Raw genomic sequence first — 17,039 nt, forward strand, 5'->3', positions numbered from 1 at the left:
ACAAGAGAACGATCTCAAATCTAAGGTCGATCCGCGGTGGTGTCAAGGGATCAGCCGGGGTTCTTCGGCCGCTATTCACCCACGGTGATGGGATCGCGGTGGAGGGGCTCCGCCGCCACCCTCGCATCGACTTTCCGGCCTGCGGTTTCGTGCAGCGTCGCCGCCGCCACGATGGCCATCACGCCCGTCACGATCAGAATGACCGACGGTGACAACGGACTGCCGGTTGTGGCGATCAGATAGGTCGCCACATACGGTGCGGTGCCGCCGAAGACTGCGACCGAGATGTTGAATCCGATCGAGAATCCTGCGTACCGAACACGACTCGGGAAGATCTCCACCATCGCTGCGCCCGACGCGGACATGAACATGGCGAGGCAGATCCCCATCGCGGCGTGCGCGACGACGATTGCGGGGACATTCCCCGTCGCGAACACCATGAACGCGGGATAGACGATCAGCGTGCTCGAGACGGCGCCGAGGATGATCACGGGTTTGCGACCGTAGCGGTCGGAGAAGCGGGCGAACACGAAGATGGCGACCGCCGCCGAGCACAGGCAGGTGACCGTCGATGCGGAGGCCAGACCGAACGAGAATCCCACTTCCGACTGCAGATACGTCTCCATGTAGACGAAGATGAAGTAGAACGCCGCGGCCTGCAGCGCAATACACCCGACCACCTGCAGGATCTGCCGGCGACTGGTCGTGAGGGCGTCCTTGACCGGGGACTCGCTGACTTCGCCCGAGGTCTGAAGTCGTTCGAATTCCGCTGTGTCGCTCAGCTTCAGGCGAATGTAGAGCCCGACCAGTCCGAGCGGTCCCGCGATGAGGAAGGGGATGCGCCAGCCCCACTCGAACATCGCCGCCTCGCTCAGCGCAGCGTTGAGGCCGAGGATGAGGACCGAGGCCGCCGCGTTGGCGAGATAGCTCGAGCAGTGCCAGAAGCTGACGGTGCGCGCCCGCCTGCCGCGTTTCGCGGATTCGACGAGGAACGTCGCCGCACCGCCGGGTTCACCGCCGGCGGCGAAACCCTGAATGATCCGCAGTGTCACGAGCAGCGCCGGGGCTGCGAGGCCGATGGTCGCGTATCCCGGCAGCAGGCCGACCGCGAACGTCGACAGCGACATCAGAATGATTACCGTCGCCAGGATCTTCTTGCGCCCGACCTTGTCTCCGAGCCGTCCGAAGACGAAGCCGCCGATCGGGTTCATCAGGAACGCGACCCCGAATGCGGCGAACGTCGCCAGCAGGCTCGTTGCCGGGTTCTCGGAGGGAAAGAAGATCTGGCCGAGCAGGACGGCGAGAAATCCGTATGCCGCGAAGTCGAACCAGGTGATGAAGTTTCCGATCGCGGCGGCCGTGATGGCCCGCCGCATCTCGGGACCGTGCAAACCGCCCTGTACTTCCGTCATGTGTCTTCCGATCGATCGAAGTTTATTGTCGACAATCTGTGTGCGGGGTAGTGCTGAACGAGAGTGCGTGTCGGGGGTGTGCTCAGTTGCAGCGGGAGGGAATGAATTCCCCGACCGCATTGGGCGTGGTTCCCCGACGAGGTGCGTTGGCCAGTCCGACGGTCACGGGCCCCAGTGCCGGGTCGACGGCGTCCATGATCGACCACGGCACCCGGAAGACCCGTCCCGGTGAGGCGGCCCAGGGCAGCAGCGTGGTCGCGACGACGCGACCCCGCTGCGAGACAGTCACCTTCGGGAACCGGACCAGCTGATCGGTCCACAGCAACAGGCGCTGTCGTGGTGGTGCCGGGTCACCCGCCCGGAGCACTCCGGGGGAAACCCAGCGGAACGGTGGGGCCGCGAGGATGCGCACGGCGACCGCACCCGGATCGATCGCTTCGCCGGCGTCGAGGAACGCGGCCACCCGGTCTGCGACGAACGTGCCGTCGAGGGCAGCGATGTCGGCGGTGTCGACCGGGTGCAGGACGTTGCCCGCGGCGAAGACACCCGGCCGGCTGGTGCGCAGAGCGCTGTCGACCAGCGGTCCCTTCGTTCCGGGGTCGATGGCGATACCCGCCGAGCGCGCGAGTTCGTGATCCGGGATCCAGTCGCCGGTGAAGACGACCGTGTCGCATTCGACGATCTCGCGTGCGCCGGTGTCGAGATTCTCGATCTCTACCGCCTCCAGATTCCCGCGACCGATGATCCGCACGACGCGGGTGCGGGCGGCGATCGGGAGCCGGAACAGTGCCTTACCGGCAATGTTGAAGGCGGCGTAGGACTCCGGCGACGGATACTGCGTCGTCATGAGCACGGTCCTGCATCCGGCGTGCTTGAGCGTCATGACCGCGGACCAGCTCACCAGTTCGCCGCCGACGACCACCGCACGTGTTCCGACACGTCCGTGGTGCAGGTGCACGATGTTCTGCAGCTGTCCGGTGGTGTAGACCCCAGACGGTCTGTCGCCGGGAATCATGCGGGCCGGACGGGCACGCTCGCGGGCGCCGGTGGCCAGGACGAGCGCCCTGGACTCGATGCGGAGGAGACCCGCGGGTGAGGTGACGTCGAGCGCGCCGTCGGGATGCACCGCCGTCACCATCGCATTCGGCATGATGTCGGCGCCCGCGGACGTCGCCGCCCGCACCAGGCGTTCGGCGTAGGCGGGGCCGCCGATGAACGTGTGCATGTCGCGGATGCCGTAGCCGGGGTGATCACAATGCCGCGGGATCCCACCGGCACGGCTTTCGCGGTCCAGGACGAGGGCCTGGCGCCCGTGGACCTTTCCGAGTTGCGTGGCCGCGGCCAACCCGGCGGGACCCGCGCCGACGATGGCGACATCGGCGGTCACCACGGTGCGTGAGGTGTCGGGCGCGCTCATCGGACGGCTTCCTTCCGGGTCTCGGTCGCTTCGGGCGAACCGGCGGGGCATCGGTGTGCCTCGACGAGCGAGCCGACCTCGGCGCCGCAGAAGAAGCCCTGGCACCGGCCGTTCATCGCCCGGGTGCGGCGACGGAGCCCTTCGAGTCCGGCCGGGGGGATCAGCGACTGGTACGCGTCGCGGATCTCACCCGCCGTGACGCGCTCGCAGAAGCAGACGACCCTGCCGTATTCACTGTCACGCGCGATGAGTTCGGCGTCCTGATACGGGCGCGTGAATGCTTCGCCGATGTTCGGCATCCGGGGTGGTGGTGGCAATTCGGTGCGTGCGCCGTCGAGAACGCCTGCCTTGGTGAGCAGTTCGCCGACGTACTCGGCCACCGCCATACCGGACGTCAGTCCGGTCGAGCGGATTCCGCCGACCAGGACGTAGCGCTGATCGTGGTCGACCTCGACGAGGTAGTCACCGTAGTCGGTGGCGGCACGGAGTCCGGCGTACGTGGCGGTGACCTCCTCCTCGAGCAGGCGGGGCATCAGCGTGCCGCCCTTGCCCAGCAGGAACTCGAAGCCGGCCTCCGACGTCGCCGTCGCGGAACGGTCGGTGAGGTCTTCCGCAGTGGGCCCGAGCATCACGTTGCCGTAGATCGTCGGGCTGACCAGAACACCCTTACCGCGCGATGTCGGGACGGGGAGCACAATTTTGTCGATCAACGGCCGCGCGAGCTTGTCGTAGACGAGCAGTTCGCCGCGCCGCGGGGTGACGTGGAATCGGTCGTAGCCGAATTCCTTGTCGATGTAGTCGGCTCCCAACCCGGCGGCGTTGATCACCCACCGCGCGCTGATGTCGCCGCTCGACGTGTGCAGGATCGTCCGCTCGGGCTGGACGGTCACGGACTCCGCACGGGTCCGCGTCCGCAGTGTCACCCCGCGGGCGACGGCGTCGGTGGCCAGCGCGAGGTTGGTGGTCCAGGTGCAGATGATCGACTCGTCGGGGACGGTGAGCCCGCCGAGCGCGCCGTCACCGAGCGCGGGCACGAGTCGGTAGACCTCGTCGGCGTCGATGATGTCGCAGTGGGTGTAGCCGTTGTCGGCTGCCTTGTCACGCAGGCCCGGCAGTGCGGCCAGTTCCTCGTCGTTCCATGCGACGAGGATGGCGCCCGACCGTTCGACGGGAATCCCGGTCTGCTGTGCGTATTCGGAGAGCAGCGTGTAGCCGCGGCTCACCATGCGGGATTCGAGCGTGCCCGGCTTCGCGTCGAATCCGGTGTGCAGGATCGCCGTGTTCGCCTTGCTCGTCCCGTCGCCCACGTCGTCCCGCGCCTCGACGAGTGCCACGGTGTGGTGGTATCCGGCCAGTTCCCGCGCGATCGCCGAGCCGACGATGCCCGCACCGAGCACGACGAAATCGTAGTCGGGGGGCGGAGGGGTGTCAGTCATCGCTTTTCTCCTGTGGCAGCGCCGCTCGTGCGGCCGTCCGCCAGTGGTGTCGGAATTCTGCCGCGCGGTCGACCGACCACCGCGGCTCGTAGGTGGTCGCCGGTTCCCAGTCGGCTACCGCGTCCTCCAGGGACAGGTCGGGGTTCAGTGACAATCTGGCACAGGCCGCCGCACCGAGAGCGGTGGCGTGGGGCGACGGATAGACGTCGAGGGGGATCTGGGTCAGATCGGCCGTGGCCTGCATGAGGCGGCGGGACCGAGTGAGCCCGCCGTCCACCCGCAGCCGGGTGAGGGGAGCGCCCAGGTCACCTTCGACGGCAGACACCAGCTCTGCCGTCTGCGCCGCCAGCCCCTCGAGGACGGCGGCCACCAACCGGGACCGGTCGGTGGACAACGTCATCCCGGAGAACGACGCCGTCGCGTCCGGCCGCCACCAGGGCGCGGCGAGACCGGCCAGCGCGGGCACGAAATATGTTCCACCGGAATCGTGCGCGGCCACACTGTCGAGGTCGCGCGCCGACTCGATCAAGCCGAGGTCCTGGATCCACCGGATGGCGGAGGCGGCGGTGTAGGCCTGGCCGTCGACGCAGTACGACTTCTTCCCGCGCACGTTCCACGCGACGCACGACGCCAACCCGGCGGCCGAGCGGACCGGGAGCGTGCCGGTGTTGGCCAGCAGGAACGCCCCGGTGCCGAACGTGCACTTGGCGGTCCCCGCATCGAAGCACCGCTCCGCCAGGAGAGCCGCCTGCTGATCGACGACGAGACCGCCCACGGCAGCGCCGGATCCGAAGACATCCGTGGTTCCCACGACGACGTCGTTGGCGACGATGGCAGGCATCCGCTCGGCGGAGAGCTCGAACAGATCGAGAAGCTGCGGATCCCACGCGACCGTGTCGAGGTCGGTGAGCAGCGAGCGGCTGGCGGTGGCGGAATCCGTGACGAACTCCCCGGTCAGGTAGTGCACGATCCACGTGTCCGTCGTGGTGACCACGCCCGATGCTGTGGCATTCTGCCGTAACCACTGCATCTTCGGCGCCGAGAAATACGGATCGAGCACGAGGCCCGTCCGCTGTTCGACCCACGACTTGGACTCGGACTTGTCGCGGCACAGCTGATCCGACCGGCGGTCCTGCCACACCACGGCCTGGCTGAGCGGGCGGCCGGTGTCCGGGTCCCACACCAGGACGGTCTCACCCTGGTTGGCAAGGGACACGGCGGACACGGGCACACCCGCTTTCGCGACCGCGCTCCGTCCCGCTTCGAGGACCGAGCCCAGCAGTTCCATCGGGTCCTGCTCCACGCCGCCCGCAGCGAGATATGCCGGACGGACCGCTGTTTCGGCGATCGCGAGGACGTCGCCGTCCTCGGAGACGACGACAGCCTTCGTGCCGGACGTGCCCTGGTCGATGGCAAGGACTGTCACGCGCGCTTCCTTTCGAATCGGATGGTTGGACCAGATCTAGTCGGTCCGAGTGCGAAAATCGAACTCGTATCTCGCGGTCGTGTCGTCGACCCGCCACACGTCGACGTTGCCGTCCCACAGCGTCACCAACCAGCACTCGCGCCCGCGCGACGGCACGACCATGGTGGCGTGCGCCCAGGGCGACGCCGTACCGCTGCGCAGGTCGATCCGCCGGATGGCTCGTCCGACCGCGTCTTCCGGCTCTGCCGGCTCCCACGTCCCCCACGCGGTGTCGTGGCGGCTCGGCGCCGTCACGCCAGGCTCACGATGACGTGCTTGAGCCGGGTGAATTCCTCGAGTCCGGCCGCGCCGCCCTCTTTGCCGTAGCCCGAGCCCTTGAAGCCGCCGAGCGGTCCTTCCGGGCCGACCGCCATGTGGTTGTTGACCCACACGACCCCGGACTCGATCGCGTTGACGTTCCGCAGCGCTCGGCCGATGTCGCGGGTCCAGACCGACGCGGCGAGTCCCTGCTCGACCGCATTGGCCTTCTCCAGGGCGTCCGCCTCGTCCGTGAACGTCTGGACCGTCGCCACCGGTCCGAAGATCTCTTCCTGCACCAGCTGATCGTCCTGTCGCAGACCGTCGATGAGGGTGGCCTCGTAGAAGTAGCCGGGACCGTCGACGATCCTGCCGCCGGTCACGACCTGTGCGTGGTCCGGCCTGCCGTCGACGAGCTCTGCCACGCGGGCGCGCTGGCCCTCCGAGATGAGAGGTCCGAGAACCGTCGAACTGTCGGCAGCATCACCGATCCGGGCCGCGCTCAGGCTTTCGGCGAGCGCCGCGACGAACGGGTCGTGGATGGTCTCGCTCACCAGCAGCCGGGTTGCCGACATGCACTCCTGGCCGGCGTTGAACAGGATGCCGTTGGTGATGATCGGGAGTGCGGCCTCGAGGTCGACGTCGTCGTAGACGACGACGGGAGCGTTCCCGCCCAGCTCGAGCACCAGCCGTTTGGGCGTGGCACCCGCAGCCTCGGCGATCCGCTGTCCGGCGGACGTCGAACCGGTGAAGGAGACGAGGTTGACGTCGGGGTGACGAACGAGAGCGTCCCCGACCACACTGCCCTTGCCGTGCACGACATTGAGGACACCCGCGGGCAGCAGCTGTTGCGCGAGCTCCGCGAACCGGGTGGTGGCCAGCGGGGTCAACTCGGCAGGCTTGACGACCACGGTGTTGCCGGCGACCAGTGCGGGGGCCAGCTTCCAGACCGCCTGCCAGAGAGGGAAATTCCACGGCGTGATTCCAAGGACGACGCCCAGGGGTTCGCGCCGGACGAAGCTGGTGTTGCCGGCGGTGAATTCGCCGGCGGCCTGCGCGGACAACGCCCGGCCCGCGCCGGCGAAGTGCCGGAACGCCGCGACGATGCCCGGAAGTTCGTCACCCTTCGCCGCCGTCGTCGGCTTGCCGGCGTCGAGGGTCTCGAGGTCGGCGAGTTCGTCCAGGTTCGCCTCGAGGAGGTTGGCGAGGTCGTGCAGAATCTGCGAGCGCTCGCCGGGTGTCTTCGCGGCCCAGGCGGGGAACGCTGCGCGGGCCGCATCGACGGCGCGATAGCCGTCCTCGACGGTCGATTCCTGGAGTTCGGCGACGACCTCGCCGGTGGACGGGTTGCGGACCTGTCGCATCTGCTCGGAGGATCCGGCCACGGCCTTGCCGTCGATGATGTTGGTGACGGAACGAAGCGTGGATGACATGAAGTTCCTTTCGAATGTGGGTCGGTTGTCAGGCAAGTGGGCTGTCAGAGGTGTCCGGCCTGGGTGTCGATGGACTTACCGCGCCTGCTCTTGGGGATCATCATGTAGATGACGGCGCCCGACGCGATGACCAGCAGCATGCCGAGGCCGACATGGGTGGGGTCGGAGTAGATCAGGAGCGCGCAGAGCACGACCGACCAGGCGATCGCCAGGATGAAGATGACCGGGCTGACGATGCCGTAGTGCCACGGGTGGGACGGCAACTTGCGCTTGATCAGTCCGTAGAAGCCGACGACGACCACGACACCGTAGGCCATTCCCCAGGCGAGTGCCGTCATCGCTGCGAGCACGGACAGCAGCGAGGACCACAGTGCGAACACCACGGAGATCGCGAAGATCGTGAGGGTCGCGTTGATCGGGATCCGCTGGGCACTCACCTTGCGCAGCCAGGAGGCCGCGGGGATCTGGCCGTCGCGTGCCTGCGACCACAGGACGCGAATACCGGTGAGCTGCAACATGACCAGGGCGGCGAACAGGGCGACGATCGCGACCGCTTCGAAGATGTTCGCGAACGCGGTGCCGACCGCGGTGTCGAGGATCAGCTTGACCGGGGTGGTGCTCTCCATGACCGCCGGGAGGTCCTGGATGGCGAGCATGATCAACGCGACCATGAAGATGCCGACGACGTAGGAGGAGACGTTGGCCATCACCGATGCCATCGGCGCCTTCCGGGCGGCGTCCTTGGTCTCCTCGGAGGCGTTTCCGGTCGCGTCGAACGACGAGATCGCATATGCGGGAAGGATCATCGCGAGAAGGAAGGGGACGAACCAGTTGCCGCCGGTGGTCGTTCCGCCGGACTCGCTCAGGAACGACAGCGGCTGGGTCGGATGCTTCACGATCAGCAGCACGGCTACCAGTGCGACGACGCAGAGTACTTCCGCCACCACGCCGATGTTGTTGAGCACGGCAGCGACCTTGACTCCGGCGATGTTGATGACGGTGCCGAGCACGATCAGGCCGAGCGCCCACGGGAGGGCGTCGGTGTTGTCCTCGAACGTGACGCCGAACCAGCCGGCGACGAAGGGGGCGATGCTCACGGCGACGGTGGTGACCGCGACGGTGTGCGCGATCAGCAGCCACCATCCGGTTTGCCAGGCCAGCCACGGCTTCCCGGTGATCCGCCCGGTGATCTGGTACACGCCGCCGGCCAGTGGGTAGGCCGAGACGAGCTGCGCGACCGCGAGTCCCACGGTGAACACCTGCAGGCCGCCGCCGACGAGAAACGACCAGAACGACGCGGGCCCGAAGAACCCGAAGCCGACGATCAGGGTCGTGAAGATTCCGGAGGCGATCGCGATCGAGGTGAACTGGACTCCGAAGGCGGAGAACAGCCCCAGCGTTCGGTTGAGCTCCTGCTTGTAGCCGAGCTTCTCCAGATAGGCGGTATCGGTGTCCGCTCCGGAATCGAGGAGCGGGCGATCGGGCTCGGTGGGCGGTTGAGTGGACACCGGGGGCTCTTCCGGGGTTATGGCCATCGTGACCTCGCTGGTCTCTGTCGCGGGTATCTCGGCGGGGGATGTGCCGAGACGAGGTTCGGTTGTCGTGGAAGAAGGCGAAAGGTGCATCGCGCTTGTTCTACTGTCGACAATCTACCACAAATCGGTGTGACCTCAATCACCAGTTGTTTCGGCTGGATTACCTTTGCGTCAACCGCGCCCGAGGCGACGGTCGCCGGCACTCAGATCCACGAGGGAGCGCGCGGTGTCGTGCCCGAGGTGCTCGAGCCGGGTCGCCAGGGCGAGGAACACCTGTGCCGTGGTGACGGCGTCGCCCAGTGCGTGGTGGGGATCGACGACGGGCAGGCCGAGCGTGTCAGCCAGCCATTCCAGGTTCGGCTCGCACCGGTGCTGTCGCGGCGCCACGCCGACAGCACGGGCGAGGGCAGCGGTGTCCACGACCGTCGGCCGGAACTTCAGCCCGCTGTCGCGAAAGGCGCGGGAGAGGAAGGCCGTCTCGACCCACGCCGCGTGGGCGACGAGGACACGGTCGGTGAGGAGATGTCGCAGGACGCCGACGGCCTCGCCCAACGGTGGGGCATCGGCGACGTCCGCCTCCCGCAGAGTGTGGACGGCCACGGCCTCCGGGCGAATGTCGCACTCGGGGTGGACCAGTCCGTAGACACTCTCCGCCATGACGATGCGACCGTGCCGGACCACGACGGCCCCGTAGGACACGATGGTGTCCCGCACGAGATCCAGTCCGGTGGTCTCCAGATCGACGACCGCGAACTCGGCGTCGCGCCACGGGCACACCAGAGTGTCCGGGCGGCGGAACCTCCGGTGTGCCCTCATGGAAGGCGCGCCACCCATTCACTTTCCAGCCGGTTCTGGACCTCGGCCACCGCCCGGAACGATTCACGCAGATACCGGCGAGTGAGCGTGTCCAGTTGGTTGGGCGCGACCCACGTCGTCGCCACTGTGCTGCCCTTGATGGCCTCGATCTCGCGGCCCAGAATCAATCCGTACACGTACTCGAACGCGCGCACCAGCGTCTCGGTTTCGTCCGCGGTGAGCAGAGCGGCGGCCTCGCCGCGCCGCAACCGGGTGAGAGTGGAGCCGCGATCGTCTCCGGTGACCACGGCGATCCACCGGCCCAGGGAGGCGATGGGCACGAGTCCGCCCGCCTTGAGGTCGAGGTGGCCGCGGTTGGCGCCGGAGTGCTCGACGACGAAGTTGCGCACGAACCCGACCGGAGGTCGCCGGGACGTGGTGAAACGCAGCAGAGCCGACAGATACTCGCGGCTGCGGGTGGTCGCGAGCATGGCGTCGGACACCGAGCGTCCGAGCGACATCCCGCTGACGGGTCTGCTGTCGGCGATCATCGACGACAGCAGCAGAGCGTTCTTCTGGGTGGGATTCGTGATCCACGACGTCGCGGCGGCGACCGCGTCGGTGCGCGAACGCGCGAACAGGGGGTTGGTCGCGTTGGCGCCGTCGGCGCAGCGGGGCAGGCCGCAGCGTTCCATGTTGTCCAGGACGCGCCCGGCCCAGTTCTGCAACTTCCGGGCGGGGGAGTCCGTCCCGGGCAGGTCTTCCCAGACCAGGCCGGTATCGACGTCGGACTTCGGGAGGGGTTCGCGGCGGGCCACCGAGCCGAGAAGCAGCCAGGACGTCCGGTGGGGAACGTGGTCGTCGCCGACGTCGGTCAGCTCGACGAGCCGCCTGATGATCGCGTCGATCACCGCGGACATCAGGCCCGCGACGTGCATGACGGACGCGCCGGTGTCGTACAACTCGACCCAGGTTCCGGGGAGCAGGGCCGCCGCGGCCGCCAGGTCCTCCACTGTGGTCGCGTCGTCGATCGCCCGGCGGACGACCAGGGGATTGCGCACTTCGGCCGACGCGAGGTCGACGACGCGGAGAACCCCCACCGGTCTGTCACCGGTGCCGGTCACCACCAGGTGGTGCACCCCCGACTCGACCATCGTCAGGAACGCATCGCCCACGAGAGTCTCGGCGGGGACGGACCGGGCGGGGAACGAGGCGATGACCGAGGCCGGGCTGTGCGCGTCGACGTGCCCGTCGGCGAACGCCCGCCGGAAGTCGTTGTCGGTGACGATGCCGATCGCTCCGCCCCGGTCCATCAGCGCGTACGACTGGCCGGCGTCGGTGATCACGGACGCGGCCTCGCTCACGGTCGAGTCGGCGGGGCACCAGACGACCGGACGCATCTGATGACGGGCCGCCCGCAACGCCTGATCGACCAGTCCGGAGCGGGCCAATCGTTCCCGCGTGACGAGGGTGCCGTAGTGCCCGAACTGGAGTCGCTGCGGGTGCCGCAGCACCGGCCGCGGGTCGGGGAAGCGGTAGCAGAGTGTGTCTTCGGAGGCGCGGACCGCGAGAGGCGGAGGCAGACCGGACAGCACCGAGATCTGCCCGAACGTTTCGCCGGGGCCGAGGAGATCGACGACCCGGCCGCGGTCGATCACCTCGACCTCGCCGGTGCGGACTACGAAGAAATGATCGAGTGGGGCCTGGCCCGCCTCGACGATCCGTGCGCCGGCGGCGAAGTACTCGACCTCCACCGTCCGAGCCAGGGCATCGAGGTCGGCGGAGTCCAGCGCGTCGTAGGGCGGCTGACTGCCGAGGAAGTCGACGTACTCACGCATTCGACGGTTGAGAACCGTCGACTGGAGCGGTTGCGGCCGGGGCGGCGTCGGTCGAACCGTGGACGTGCCGGTCGATCTCGCGGGTGATCGCCTCGAGGTCGCCGGTGTCGATGATGGTGAGCAGGCGCTCGTGTTCGGCGACGACGTCGTGGAGATCGGGGAACGACTGATGATCCGCCGAGAGGAACAACTGGAGCTGGGATTCCCAGCTGCGCCACAGGTCCAGTAGGAGGCCGTGCTCGGACAGTTCGTAGATCACCCGATGGAAGCTCATGTGCGCGTCGATTGTCCGGGTCAGGTCACCGTCGTCGGCGCCCCGGGCCATGTCCTGGAGGGTCCGCACGATTCTGGTCCGGCCGGCTCCCGACAGGCGTGGCAGTGCCAGCTCGATCGCGTAGGGCTCGAGCCGTTTGCGCAGGCTGGCGATCTCGGCCATCCCTTTCGCGCTGACCTCGGCGACGAACGCACCCTTGTACGCGATCTTCACTACGAGGCCTTCGTCGGCGAGGATGCTCAGCGCCTCCCGCAGCGGCGCCCGGCTGACGCCCAGGTCGGCGGCGATGTGTGCCTCGCGGAGCTGACTGCCGGGGGCCAGGGTGCCGTCGAGGATCGCCGTGCGCAGGACGCCCGCGACCGTGCCCGGCGTGGTGCGCTGATGGATCCGCCCGAGGGAGATGTCGCCGTCCTCGCGCCGACCCACAGTCGATCCCGGTGGACGATTCGGTGACAGTGTCATCGGGTTGTCCTTTCTGATGGTGGTTGATTCGACGTTGACCACGCCGGGAGCCTCTTGTCGACAATAGATCAACAGTGCGGAGCGGGGGAGCGTCCGAGCCGGCTACTCGCCGTTCGCGGACACGTAGAAGTGGCCCCGTTCGAGCACCGGATCAAGTATCCCGGTTTCCAGTTCGTTGGCCGCGTCCTCGAATCCGGCGGCGTCCCGGTGCTGCCCGGGGTAGCCGATCAGCGCTTTGACCTGGGGGGTCATGAAGTAGGCGCCGGCGAGAATCGAGGACAGCGGATCGAACGTGAACTTGTCCTCTGCCCACATCCGCTTGATCTCCGCGCGCAGGTCGTCACCGTGCAGATCGGCTGCCTCGGAGACCGCGGAGAGGACCGCGTCGAAGACGTCGGCCCGGGCAGCCAGCGCCAGATTCAGGTAGCGGAGGTACTCGTCGGCCTCGCTGGCGGCGGGATTCTCACCGGACGCGGGGATCAGACAGTCCGCGATCCGCAGCAGCGTCGTCAGTTCGGTGTCCGTGAGCGGCCGCGGCGGTGCCGTGTGCCTGCCCGGTACCGACAGTCGCCGTTTCGGTGCCGACTGCAGGTCGAGGGGTGTGGTGCTCATGCCGATGCCTTCCGTGCGTTGACGTCTTCGACGACCTTCTTGCCCACCCGCAGGGCGAGGGCGCTGATCGTGCAGGTCGGATTGGCGGAGCCGGACGTGACGAAGATGCTGCCGTCCGCGATGTAGAGGTTGTCGACATCGTGGGCCCGGCCGTGCGAATCGACCACGGACGTCGCCGGGTCGTCGCCCATCCGGGCCGTCCCGAGGAGGTGCCCGGGCTGGTCGACCCACAATTCCTGCGTGAAGATCTGCTTCGCGCCCGCGGCCTCGTGGAGTTCGACCATGCGGTCGACGGTGTACTTCAGGATCTTGCGGGTGTTCTCGCTGACGCGGTACTCGACCTTCGGCGCCGGCAGGCCGTCGGCATCGAACTCCTCGGTGGAGAGGGTGACCCGGTTGTGTTCCTCGGGCAGATCCTCCACGTTGGCCGCCCACAGGATTCCGTTGGACGCCGCGCGCGCGACATCGTGGATGGCCGGTCCCCACAGGTCGTCGAAATCGAGTTGCCGGTGGGTCTCGATCGTGTTCAGCGGTCCCGGAGTCGGGAGGGCGTGCAGCTTGGCGCCGCGGACGAATCCGCGGGAGGTGTCCGTGTCGTAGAACTGCATTGAGTGAATGAGTTGCCCGGCCGGCCCGCGCCAGCTCTCCAGGTTGTCCTCGTAGTACCCGATGGCGGTGCAGTTGGGGTGCAGCATGAGGTTCCGGCCCACCTGGCCCGAGGAATTCGCCAGGCCGTCCGGATGCTTCTCGTCGGCCGACAGCAGCAGGAGTCGCGGTGTTCCGATGCCGTTCGCGCAGACGATCACTGCCCGGGCCGGCTGGAAATGGACGGCGCCGGTGCGGTCCACCCATTCGGCCCCTGCGGCGCGGCCGTCGTCGCCGGTGACGATCCGGCGGACACGCGCACCGGTCTCCACGCGGGCGCCGGCCTGCTGCGCCTGCGGCATGTAGATCAAGTCGAACGAGGCCTTCGCGCCCTGCGGACAACCCCATTCGCAGACGCCCCAGCGACCGCACTGCTCGAGTGTCTTGTTCTTCTGGCTGGGAATCGCGTTGGTGCCCGGCCACCAGTGCCAGCCGAGCTTGTTCGCGGCTTCGGCCGCTTTCATGCCGGGCTTGCCCAACGGGTGTGGCGGCAACGGGTATTCGAGACCCTCGGGGTAGGCGGTGTCGCCGTCGACTCCGGAGACGCCGATGAATTCGTCGACCTCGTCGTGGTACGGCTCGAGGTCGTCGTAACTGATCGGCCAGTCGTCCGCGACGCCGTCGAGCGTCTTGACCCGGAAGTCCGAGGGCAGCAGCCGTGGCCATTCGGCGCCGTAGAAGATGGAACTTCCCCCGACGGCGTTGAACATCACGGGCCACATGTCGGATTCCGTCACATCGACGGGGTAGTCGGACGGCAGGGCACGGACATTCGGATCGTGCGCCCAGTCGTGCTGGATGAGCAGTTCCCACTCGGGGTGGTTGGCGGGGAAGTCGCTGGGGTTGACCCAGTCACCCTGCTCGAGGCAGAGGGTGCTCAGTCCCGCCGTGGCAGCGGTGTGCGTGACCACCGCGCCGGACGGACCCGCGCCGATCACCAACACGTCGACAACGTCGTGCTGGGTGACATCGGAGTCAGTGGAAGTCATCGGGGTCGACCTCATTTCGTCTAATTGTCGACATTACATCAATGGTGATGGGAGTCACGTCGGCTGTCAAATGGGATTGCGGTGGGAGCCCGAGGCGGCAGGGCTCCCACCGCAAGACTGGGCGATCAGGCTCCGGCGAGAACGCCGCCGTCGACGACGAATGCCGTTCCGGTGATGGCGGTGGAGTGGTCCGACAGCAGGAAGGCGACGGAGTGCGCGATCTCGATGGGGAGGATGGCGCGGCCGATCGGCTGGAAGTCGGGGAGCCCGGCCTCGAGTTCCTCGCGGCCGCCGAGTGCCGTGTAGTGCGGGACGTTCAGCGGGGTGTCGACGAAGCCCGGGCAGAGGGTGTTGGCGCGGATGCCCTGCGCGCCGAAGTCCAGGGCGATGGCCTTGGTCAGCGTGAGCACGGCGCCCTTGCTCGCCGTGTACGTCGTCAGCAGTTTCTCCGCGCCGATCGAGTTGATGGAACCGAAATTGACGATCGACCCGCCGCCCACCTTCAGCAGCTCGGGAATCGCGTACTTCGACCCCAGGAACACGCCCTTCACGTTGACGTCGAACGTCTTCTGGAAGTCCTCGACCGACGCATCCAGAATGGTGCCGGGCTTCAGGATGCCGGCGTTGTTGACGATGCCGTCGAGCTTGCCGAACGTCGCCACCGTGAAGTCGACGAGGTTCTTGACCTGCTCTTCTTCGGTGACATCGACGACGCGGCCGATCAGGCGATCGTCGTCGACCTTCAGCTGGGGAAGGCTGGACTCGGAGTGCACGGTGGCGACCACCTGTGCCCCCTCGTCGTGGAGATGCAACGCCGTGGCGAGGCCGATTCCTCCGCCTGCGCCCGTAACGATGACTGTCTTGCCCGGCAGCAGCTGGCCCATGGTGTTCTCCCTCGAGGGTCATGTGGATGTGGAAGCGCGTAGACGCGGAAGCGATTGACTCTTTGTCGACAATCGACCAGGCAAGTGTGCGCCCTCCCCGGACGATCGGTCAAGCGTGGATCTGGATTCGTTCAGCGCTTGACCTCCAGGCGAGAGCGTCCTAGATTTCTAGTCGATTGTCGACTAGAGCACATTCAGTGCCCGGTGCGCTGCGCCGCACACCTCACGCCATCGATCGAAGGACGAATCCCATGGCACCACAAGCCCGATTGCTGCACGAACGCCTGGCCGCCGTCGTGAGCCAGCTCCGGCACGGCGAGATGATCTACGTCGCGGACGCGGGAAGCGGCACGTCTTCCGCGAGCCTCGTTCCACTGTCGCCGCAGGTCGAGACGATCGATCTCGGCATCGCACCGGGATTGCCGTCGGTCGGGGATCTGCTGTCGGTGCTGTGCGAGGTGGGGGATTTCGAAGCAGCCATCGTCACCGAGGACATGGTGACCGCCAACCCCGAAGCCCGGAAGTTCGTTTCGGCACTGGTGGGTGAGGAGAACGTCCACGAGCTGCGGTACCTCCCCGAGTTCTACAACCTCCGCGACCGGGTGAAGGTCTTCGTCCAGACCGGCGACTACTCGGTGCACGGCAACGTCGTTCTCGTCGCGGGCTACCCGAGCCCGCCGATTCCGCTGAACTGGCTCACGTCCCCGACCTGGTTCGAGGACTTGCCGACCGCACCGTCGTCGACCGATCCGGGAAGTCCGGAGGCCTGACATGCCCTTCTTCGACGGTGTCAGGAACAAGGTCTACTACCGGCAGTGGGAAGCCTCGCAGCCCTGGGCCCGGATCCTGCTCCTGCACGGATTCGGTGAACACTCCGGTCACTATCACCGGCTCGCGGGGCAGCTGAACTCGGCCGGTCTGGACGTGTGGGCGCCCGATCACCTCGGCCACGGACACACCGGCGGACCGGCAGGGCTCTTCCCCTCGGTGGACGAACTCGCTTCCAATGCAGGAGTTCTCGTCGACATCATGGCCGGCGACGGGCCCGACCTGCCGGTGGTCGTCCTGGGTCACTCGCTCGGCGCACTGACCGGGGCCCTCCTCTCGGTTCGCACACCGTCCCTGCGCACCGGATTGATCATGACGGGAGCGCCCCTGTGGGGTCTGCCGCGTGAGGCGCAGGGCCGGACGGACCTCGTCATGGCGAAGGACCGGTCGTACCTCGACGCACTCGAGAACGATCCGCTCGGCTTCGACACGGCTCCCGCCGAACCGAACCTCTGGCAGGCGCTCACCGTGGCCGGAGGAAAAGTGCGGGCGTGCCTGCCGGCGGTGACGATGCCGATCCTGTTGGTCAACGGCGAATTCGACGCCTTCGCAACGCCCGACCGCGCCGCCGAATTCGCGCGGGAACTGCAGCACGGACAGAGCGTCGTCATCCCCGGCGGCTACCACGACATTCCGAACGACGTCGCCCACCGGGCGGTCGCGTCGCTGATGATCGAGGCGATCTCGGGGTGGTGCCGGACCGTGCATCCACTCCCGGCGGGTTCTCGATGAGCACACCCTGTACCGGGGCCGTCG

15 protein-coding genes are annotated in these 17,039 nt (G+C 67.5%); 2 read left to right on the top strand and 13 right to left on the bottom strand.

Annotated features, from left to right (window positions below):
* Positions 1–71 precede the first annotated feature (71 nt).
* The 13 genes from CJ177_RS25330 to CJ177_RS25390 all read right to left on the bottom strand — a co-directional run bounded on the left by CJ177_RS25330 (position 72) and on the right by CJ177_RS25390 (position 15,455).
* Positions 72–1,412 (bottom strand): MFS transporter, encoded by a 1,341-nt coding sequence (locus CJ177_RS25330; protein ID WP_095868912.1) that lies wholly within the window; start codon positions 1,410–1,412, stop codon positions 72–74.
* 82 nt (positions 1,413–1,494) lie between these two features.
* Positions 1,495–2,829: an NAD(P)/FAD-dependent oxidoreductase gene (locus CJ177_RS25335; RefSeq protein ID WP_095868913.1), complete on the bottom strand. Its 1,335-nt coding sequence runs from the start codon at positions 2,827–2,829 to the stop codon at positions 1,495–1,497.
* Entirely contained in the window at positions 2,826–4,265 is a 1,440-nt protein-coding gene (locus tag CJ177_RS25340) for an NAD(P)/FAD-dependent oxidoreductase (RefSeq protein ID WP_061042350.1), read from the bottom strand. The genes CJ177_RS25335 and CJ177_RS25340 overlap by 4 nt, the downstream gene beginning before the upstream one ends.
* Complete coding sequence (locus CJ177_RS25345; protein WP_061697738.1) at positions 4,258–5,691, bottom strand: FGGY family carbohydrate kinase; 1,434 nt, start codon at positions 5,689–5,691, stop codon at positions 4,258–4,260. Before CJ177_RS25345 ends, CJ177_RS25340 begins: the two co-directional genes overlap by 8 nt.
* Positions 5,692–5,727: 36 nt before the next feature.
* Positions 5,728–5,985 (bottom strand): hypothetical protein, encoded by a 258-nt coding sequence (locus tag CJ177_RS25350; RefSeq protein WP_005244733.1) that lies wholly within the window; start codon positions 5,983–5,985, stop codon positions 5,728–5,730.
* A complete protein-coding gene (locus CJ177_RS25355) occupies positions 5,982–7,421 on the bottom strand; it encodes an aldehyde dehydrogenase family protein (protein WP_095868914.1) in 1,440 nt (479 codons plus the stop codon). The genes CJ177_RS25350 and CJ177_RS25355 overlap by 4 nt, the downstream gene beginning before the upstream one ends.
* Before the next feature lie 44 nt (positions 7,422–7,465).
* Positions 7,466–8,929 carry an APC family permease gene (locus CJ177_RS25360; RefSeq protein ID WP_095868915.1) on the bottom strand — a complete coding sequence of 488 codons (1,464 nt, stop codon included), beginning with the start codon at positions 8,927–8,929 and terminating at the stop codon, positions 7,466–7,468.
* Positions 8,930–9,127: 198 nt separating this feature from the next.
* Positions 9,128–9,790: a PolC-type DNA polymerase III gene (locus CJ177_RS25365; RefSeq protein WP_005244730.1), complete on the bottom strand. Its 663-nt coding sequence runs from the start codon at positions 9,788–9,790 to the stop codon at positions 9,128–9,130.
* Positions 9,769–11,589: a putative nucleotidyltransferase substrate binding domain-containing protein gene (locus CJ177_RS25370; protein WP_095868916.1), complete on the bottom strand. Its 1,821-nt coding sequence runs from the start codon at positions 11,587–11,589 to the stop codon at positions 9,769–9,771. The genes CJ177_RS25365 and CJ177_RS25370 overlap by 22 nt, the downstream gene beginning before the upstream one ends.
* Positions 11,582–12,367, bottom strand: coding sequence for a GntR family transcriptional regulator (locus tag CJ177_RS25375; RefSeq protein ID WP_025431783.1), 786 nt, complete (start codon positions 12,365–12,367; stop codon positions 11,582–11,584). Before CJ177_RS25375 ends, CJ177_RS25370 begins: the two co-directional genes overlap by 8 nt.
* Before the next feature lie 60 nt (positions 12,368–12,427).
* Positions 12,428–12,937, bottom strand: a complete 510-nt coding sequence (locus CJ177_RS25380; RefSeq protein ID WP_005244727.1) for a hypothetical protein — start codon at positions 12,935–12,937, stop codon at positions 12,428–12,430.
* Positions 12,934–14,571 carry a GMC family oxidoreductase gene (locus tag CJ177_RS25385; RefSeq protein WP_061042344.1) on the bottom strand — a complete coding sequence of 546 codons (1,638 nt, stop codon included), beginning with the start codon at positions 14,569–14,571 and terminating at the stop codon, positions 12,934–12,936. The genes CJ177_RS25380 and CJ177_RS25385 overlap by 4 nt, the downstream gene beginning before the upstream one ends.
* A gap of 125 nt (positions 14,572–14,696) precedes the next feature.
* A complete protein-coding gene (locus CJ177_RS25390) occupies positions 14,697–15,455 on the bottom strand; it encodes an SDR family NAD(P)-dependent oxidoreductase (RefSeq protein WP_095868917.1) in 759 nt (252 codons plus the stop codon).
* 251 nt (positions 15,456–15,706) lie between these two features.
* On the opposite strand from CJ177_RS25390, the gene CJ177_RS25395 reads away from it, so the two are divergent.
* Both CJ177_RS25395 and CJ177_RS25400 read left to right on the top strand, forming a co-directional pair.
* Positions 15,707–16,225, top strand: a complete 519-nt coding sequence (locus tag CJ177_RS25395; protein WP_025431785.1) for an RbsD/FucU domain-containing protein — start codon at positions 15,707–15,709, stop codon at positions 16,223–16,225.
* 1 nt (position 16,226) lies between these two features.
* Positions 16,227–17,015: an alpha/beta fold hydrolase gene (locus tag CJ177_RS25400; protein ID WP_095868918.1), complete on the top strand. Its 789-nt coding sequence runs from the start codon at positions 16,227–16,229 to the stop codon at positions 17,013–17,015.
* Positions 17,016–17,039: the final 24 nt, after the last annotated feature.

The sequence above is a fragment of the Rhodococcus sp. ACPA1 genome (assembly GCF_002300195.1).
Lineage (GTDB): Bacteria > Actinomycetota > Actinomycetes > Mycobacteriales > Mycobacteriaceae > Rhodococcus_F > Rhodococcus_F opacus.

What these genes read in the sequence shown, in the direction of transcription:
- CJ177_RS25370 (WP_095868916.1), bottom strand. Translation starts at nt 11,589, where the DNA reads ATGCGTGAGTACGTCGACTTCCTCGGCAGTCAGCCGCCCTACGACGCG.
- CJ177_RS25380 (WP_005244727.1), bottom strand. Translation starts at nt 12,937, where the DNA reads ATGAGCACCACACCCCTCGACCTGCAGTCGGCACCGAAACGGCGACTG.
- CJ177_RS25340 (WP_061042350.1), bottom strand. Translation starts at nt 4,265, where the DNA reads ATGACTGACACCCCTCCGCCCCCCGACTACGATTTCGTCGTGCTCGGT.
- CJ177_RS25335 (WP_095868913.1), bottom strand. Translation starts at nt 2,829, where the DNA reads ATGAGCGCGCCCGACACCTCACGCACCGTGGTGACCGCCGATGTCGCC.
- CJ177_RS25355 (WP_095868914.1), bottom strand. Translation starts at nt 7,421, where the DNA reads ATGTCATCCACGCTTCGTTCCGTCACCAACATCATCGACGGCAAGGCC.
- CJ177_RS25395 (WP_025431785.1), top strand. Translation starts at nt 15,707, where the DNA reads ATGGCACCACAAGCCCGATTGCTGCACGAACGCCTGGCCGCCGTCGTG.
- CJ177_RS25330 (WP_095868912.1), bottom strand. Translation starts at nt 1,412, where the DNA reads ATGACGGAAGTACAGGGCGGTTTGCACGGTCCCGAGATGCGGCGGGCC.
- CJ177_RS25385 (WP_061042344.1), bottom strand. Translation starts at nt 14,571, where the DNA reads ATGACTTCCACTGACTCCGATGTCACCCAGCACGACGTTGTCGACGTG.
- CJ177_RS25365 (WP_005244730.1), bottom strand. Translation starts at nt 9,790, where the DNA reads ATGGGTGGCGCGCCTTCCATGAGGGCACACCGGAGGTTCCGCCGCCCG.
- CJ177_RS25390 (WP_095868917.1), bottom strand. Translation starts at nt 15,455, where the DNA reads ATGGGCCAGCTGCTGCCGGGCAAGACAGTCATCGTTACGGGCGCAGGC.
- CJ177_RS25400 (WP_095868918.1), top strand. Translation starts at nt 16,227, where the DNA reads ATGCCCTTCTTCGACGGTGTCAGGAACAAGGTCTACTACCGGCAGTGG.